This is a genomic window from Kitasatospora sp. NPDC059722 (assembly GCF_042733235.1).
Classification (GTDB): Bacteria; Actinomycetota; Actinomycetes; order Streptomycetales; family Streptomycetaceae; genus Kitasatospora.
On the sequence record NZ_JBHWGD010000200.1, the window covers coordinates 1 to 5,377 of the forward strand.

1 pseudogene is annotated in these 5,377 nt (G+C 78.6%); it reads left to right on the plus strand.

Annotated features, from left to right (window positions below):
• Positions 1–5,377 (plus strand): annotated as a pseudogene (locus tag ACFV4F_RS42115) (SDR family NAD(P)-dependent oxidoreductase); the annotation flags it as partial.

Here is a 5,377-nt window from a genome sequence, read left to right on the forward strand (position 1 = left end):
CTGGCCGACGCCGGTCTGACGCCCGCCGAGGTCGACGCCGTCGAGGCGCACGGCACCGGCACCCGCCTCGGCGACCCGATCGAGGCCCAGGCCCTGCTCGCCACCTACGGCCAGGAGCGCGAACACCCGCTGCTCCTGGGCTCGGTGAAGTCCAACCTCGGCCACACCCAGGCCGCCGCCGGCGTCGCGGGCGTGATGAGGACCGTGCTCGCGATGCAGCACGGCGAGCTCCCGAAGTCCCTGCACATCGACGGGCCGACCGCGCAGGTCGACTGGACCGCCGGCGCCGTCGAGCTGCTGAGCGAGGCGCGCACGTGGCCCGAGACCGGACGGCCGCCGCGCGCCGGCGTCTCCTCGTTCGGCGTGAGCGGCACCAACGCCCACGTGATCCTCGAAGCGGCCCCCGAGCCCGAGCCGCTGCCCGAGCGCCCGGCCGCCGGCCGCCCGCTGCCCTGGCTGCTCTCCGCCCGGAGCCCCGAGGCCGTGCGCGAGCAGGCCCGCCGCCTCGCCGCCCACGTCCGTGCGGCCGAGCCCGCCCCGGACGACGTCGCCCGTTCCCTCGTCACCACCCGCGCCGCCCTGGAGCACCGGGCCGCCGTCGTCGCGCCCGACCGGGCCGGGCTCCTGGACGGCCTGGACGCGCTCGCCGACGGCCGCGCCACCCCCGCCGTCCTGGAAGGACAGGCCGCGGGGGACGGCGCACCGGTGTTCGTGTTCCCCGGCCAGGGCTCCCAGTGGGCCGGCATGGCCGTCGAACTCCTGGACACCGCACCGGTGTTCGCGCAGCGCTTCGCCGAGTGCGCGGCGGCCCTCGAACCGTTCACCGACTGGTCGGCGACCGGCGTCCTGCGCGGCGAGCCCGGCGCACCCGGCTTCGACCGCGTCGACGTCGTGCAGCCCGTGCTGTTCGCCGTCATGGTGTCGCTCGCCGAACTGTGGCGCGCGCACGGCGTCGAACCGGCCGCCGTGCTCGGCCACTCCCAGGGCGAGATCGCCGCCGCGTGCGTGGCCGGCGCGCTCTCCCTGGACGACGGCCCGCGTCGTCGCCCTGCGCAGCCGGGCGATCCGGCGGCTCGCCGGCCTCGGCGGCATGGTCTCGGTGGCCGAGCCGGTCGCCGCCGTCCGCGAGCGCCTCGCCCGCTGGGACGAGCGCATCTCCGTCGCGGCCGTCAACGGCCCCGGCTCGGTGGTGGTCTCGGGCGACCCCGAGGCCCTGGAGGAGCTGATCGCCGACTGCGAGCGGGCCGGCGTCCGGGCCCGCCGCGTCCCCGTCGACTACGCCTCGCACTCCGCGCACGTCGAGCGCATCGAGCACGAGCTGCTCGACCTCCTCGCGCCGATCACCCCGCGCAGCGCCGACGTCCCGTTCTGCTCGACCGTCACCGGCGCCGTGATCGACACCGCCGGACTCGACGCCGCCTACTGGTACCGCAACCTGCGTCACACCGTGGAGTTCGAGCAGGCCACCCGCACCCTGCTGGCCGCGGGCCACCGGGTGTTCGTCGAGGTCAGCCCGCACCCCGTGGTGACCACCGGCGTCCAGGAGACCATCGAGGACGGCGGCCTGCCCGCCGCCGCCCTCGGCACGCTGCGCCGCGACGAGGGCGGCCCCGGCCGCTTCCTGCTCGCCCTCGCCGACGCCCGCAACCACGGCGCCCGGGTGGACTGGGACCTCCTGTTCGCCGGCACCGGCGCGCGCGCCACCGAGCTGCCGACGTACCCGTTCCAGCGGCAGCGCTACTGGCCGCGCCCCGGCGGCACCGGCGGCGACGTCACCACGGCGGGCCTGGCCGCGCCGGAGCACCCGCTGCTCGGCGCCGCTGTCGAACTTGCCCAGGGCGGCGGGCTGGTGGCCACCGCCCGCTGGTCGCTGCACACCCACCCGTGGCTCGCCGACCACGCCGTCGCGGGCACCGTCGTGGTGCCCGGCGCCGCGCTGGTCGAGGCGGTCGTCCGGGCCGGCGACGAGCTCGGCTGCGGACGCATCGAGGAACTGACCCTGCACGCGCCGGTCCTGCTGCCCGAGCGCGGCGCGCTCCAGGTGCAGATCGAGGTCGGCGCCCCCGACGACACGGGCCGCCGCCCGGTCGCCCTGCACACCCGCCCCGCCGACGCGGACGCGCCCGAGGGCTGGACCCGGCACGCCGACGGCGGCGTCGCCCCCGACCGCATCCTCGCCCCCGCGGGGGCCGAACCCGCGCCGACGGCCGCCGCCTGGCCGCCCGCCGGCGCCGAGCCGATCGACGTCGACGGCTTCTACCCGGGCCTGCGCGAACAGGGCTACGGCTACGGCCCGGTGTTCCAGGGCGTGCGCGCGGCCTGGCGTCTCGGCGACACCGTCCACGCCGAGGTCGAGCTGCCCGCGCCGGCCCGCGCCGACGCCGCCCGCTACGGCCTGCACCCCGCCCTCCTCGACGCCGCCCTGCACCCCGCCGGGCTCGGCCCGCTGGCGGGCCGTCCCGGGCTGCCCTTCGCCTGGACCGGCGTCACGCTCCACGCCGCCGGGGCCACCGCGCTGCGGGTGACGCTCACCCCGGCCGGGCCCGACGCGGTGTCCGTCGCGATGGCCGACCCGGCCGGTCGGCCGGTGGCCGCCATCGAGGCCCTGGCCGTGCGCCCGCTCGCCGAGGGCGCCCTCGACCCGGCCGCCCGGGTGGCCCGCGAGGCGCTCTTCCACCTGGACTGGCCGGCCCTGACCCTCCCCGAGCCGGGGCCGGCCCCCGCCCGCTGGACCGTCCTCGGCGAGCCGCCCGCCCACGCGGCGGCCCTCGCCGAGGCGGGCGTCACCCTGACGGACGCCGCCGACGCCGATCTGACGGTCGTGGAGCCGAGCGGCGACGACCCGCTCGCCGCTCTCGAACGCGCCCTCGCCGTCCTCCAGGACCAGCTCGCCGAGGACCGTCCCCTGCTGGTCCTGACCCGCCGCGCCGTCGCCGCCGACCCCGCCGAGGACGTCCACGACCTGCCCGCCGCCGCCGTCCACGGCCTGGTCCGCTCCGCCCAGAGCGAGCACCCCGGCCGCATCGTCCTCGCCGATCTGGACGACGACCCCGCCTCCTGGCGCGCCCTGCCCGCCGCGCTCGCCACCGGGGAACCCCGGCTCGCCCTGCGCCACGGCACCGCCCACGCCCCCCGCCTGGCCCGCGCCCACACCGCCGGGCCGCTGCCCGTGCCCGACGGCCCGTGGCGCCTCGACATCCGCACCAAGGGCACCGTCGACAACCTCGAACTCCTGCCGAGCCCCGACGCGGCCGCACCGCTCGCCGAGGGCGAGGTCCGCATCGAGGTCCGCGCCGCCGGCCTCAACTTCCGCGACGTCCTCAACGCCCTCGACATGTACCCCGGCGGCGCCCGCTTCCTCGGCGCCGAGGCCGCCGGAGTCGTGCGCGAACTCGGCCCCGGCGTCACCGGACTCGCCGTCGGCGACCACGTCATGGGCATGGTCACCGGCGGGTTCGGCCCGCTCGCCGTCGCCGATCACCGCGTGCTCGCCCGCGTCCCCCGGGGCTGGACCTTCGCCCAGGCCGCCTCCGTCCCGGTCGTCTTCCTCACCGCCTACTACGCCCTGCGCGACCTCGCCGACCTCCGGGAAGGCGAACGCCTCCTCGTCCACGCCGCGACCGGCGGCGTCGGCATGGCCGCCACCCAGCTCGGCCGCCTCTGGGGCGCCGAGGTCTACGGCACCGCCAGCGAGGCCAAGCAGCACCTCCTGCGCGCCGACGGCCTGCCCGACACCGCCATCGCCTCCTCCCGCACCCTCGACTTCGAGGAGCGCTTCCGCACCGCCACCGGCGGCGAAGGCGTGGACGTCGTCCTCAACTCCCTCGCGGGGGAGTACGTCGACGCCTCGCTGCGCCTCCTCGGGCCCGGCGGACGGCTGATCGAGATGGGCCGCACCGACGTCCGCGACCCCGCCGAGGTCGCCGCCGCCCACGGCGGCGCCCGCTACCAGGCCTTCGTCCTCCAGGAGGCCGGGCCCGAGCGGATCGGGCGGATGCTCGCCGACCTGGTCGAGCTGTTCGAACAGGGCGCGCTGCAGCCCCTCCCGCTCACCTGCTGGGACGTCACCCGCGCCCGCGAGGCCTTCCGGTACATGGCCCAGGCCCGGCACACCGGCAAGATCGTGCTCACCGTCCCGCGCCCCTGGGCCGCCGACGGCACCGTCCTGATCACCGGCGGCACCGGCACCCTCGGCGCCGAACTCGCCCGCCACCTGGTCACCACGCGGGGCGTCCGCCACCTGCTGCTCGCCGGCCGCAGCGGCCCCGACGCCCCCGGCGCCGCCGAACTCCTCGCCGACCTCGCGGCCCTCGGCGCCGACGCCCGCGCCGTCGCCTGCGACACCGCCGACCGCGACGCGCTCGCCGCCCTGCTGGCCGCCGTGCCCGCCGAACACCCGCTCACCGCCGTCGTCCACGCGGCGGGCACGGTCGACGACGGCGTCCTCGACGACCTGACGCCCGAGCGCCTCGCCGCCGTCCACCGGGTCCGCGCCGGGGCCGCCCTCCACCTCGACGAGCTGACCCGCGGCCTCGACCTGACGGCCTTCGTGCTCTGCTCCTCCGTCGCGGGCGCCGTCGGCACCCCCGGCCGCGCCACCCTGGCCGGCCCGGCCGCCGTCCTGGACGCGCTCGCCCAGCGCCGCCGCGCCGAGGGCCTGCCCGCCACCTCGATCGCCTGGGGCGCCTGGATCGGCGCCGAGTACACCGGCCCCGACGCGGGCGCCCCGGCCGAGGACGACGGCCGCACCCAGCGCGCCGCCGTCCCCGCCCTGCACCCCGAGCTCGCCCTGGCCGCGCTGCGCCAGGCCGTCACCCGCCCGGCCCCGGCGCTCGTGCTGCTCGACCTGACGCAGCCGCAGGTCCTGGAGAGCCTGGTCGGCCTGCGCGGCAACCCGCTGCTGCGCGACCTCCCGGCCGCCCGGCCCGCCCTTGAGGCCGCCGCCGCGGCCCGCCGCGACTACGCGAGCGCCGCCTCCGAGCTCACCGGCCGCCTGCGCGCCCTCACCCCGGCCGAGCGCACCGCCCTGCTCACCGACCTCGTCCGCACCCACGTCGCCGCCGTGCTCGGCTACGCCGACCGCTCCGCCGTCGCCCCGGACCGCAAGTTCCGCGACCTCGGCTTCGACTCGCTGACCGCCGTCGAGCTGCCCGCCCGGCTCGGCGCGGCCACCGGCCTCAAGCTCCCCGCCACCTCCGTCTACGACTACCCGACCGCCCAGGCCCTCGCCGAGCACCTGCTGGCCGAGCTCCTCGACACCCCCGCCGACCCGCCGCTGCCCGCCCCGCGGGCCGCGGCCGACGACGCCGACCCGATCGTGATCGTCGGCATGGCCTGCCGCCTGCCCGGCGGCGTCACCTCGCCCGACGAGCTGTGG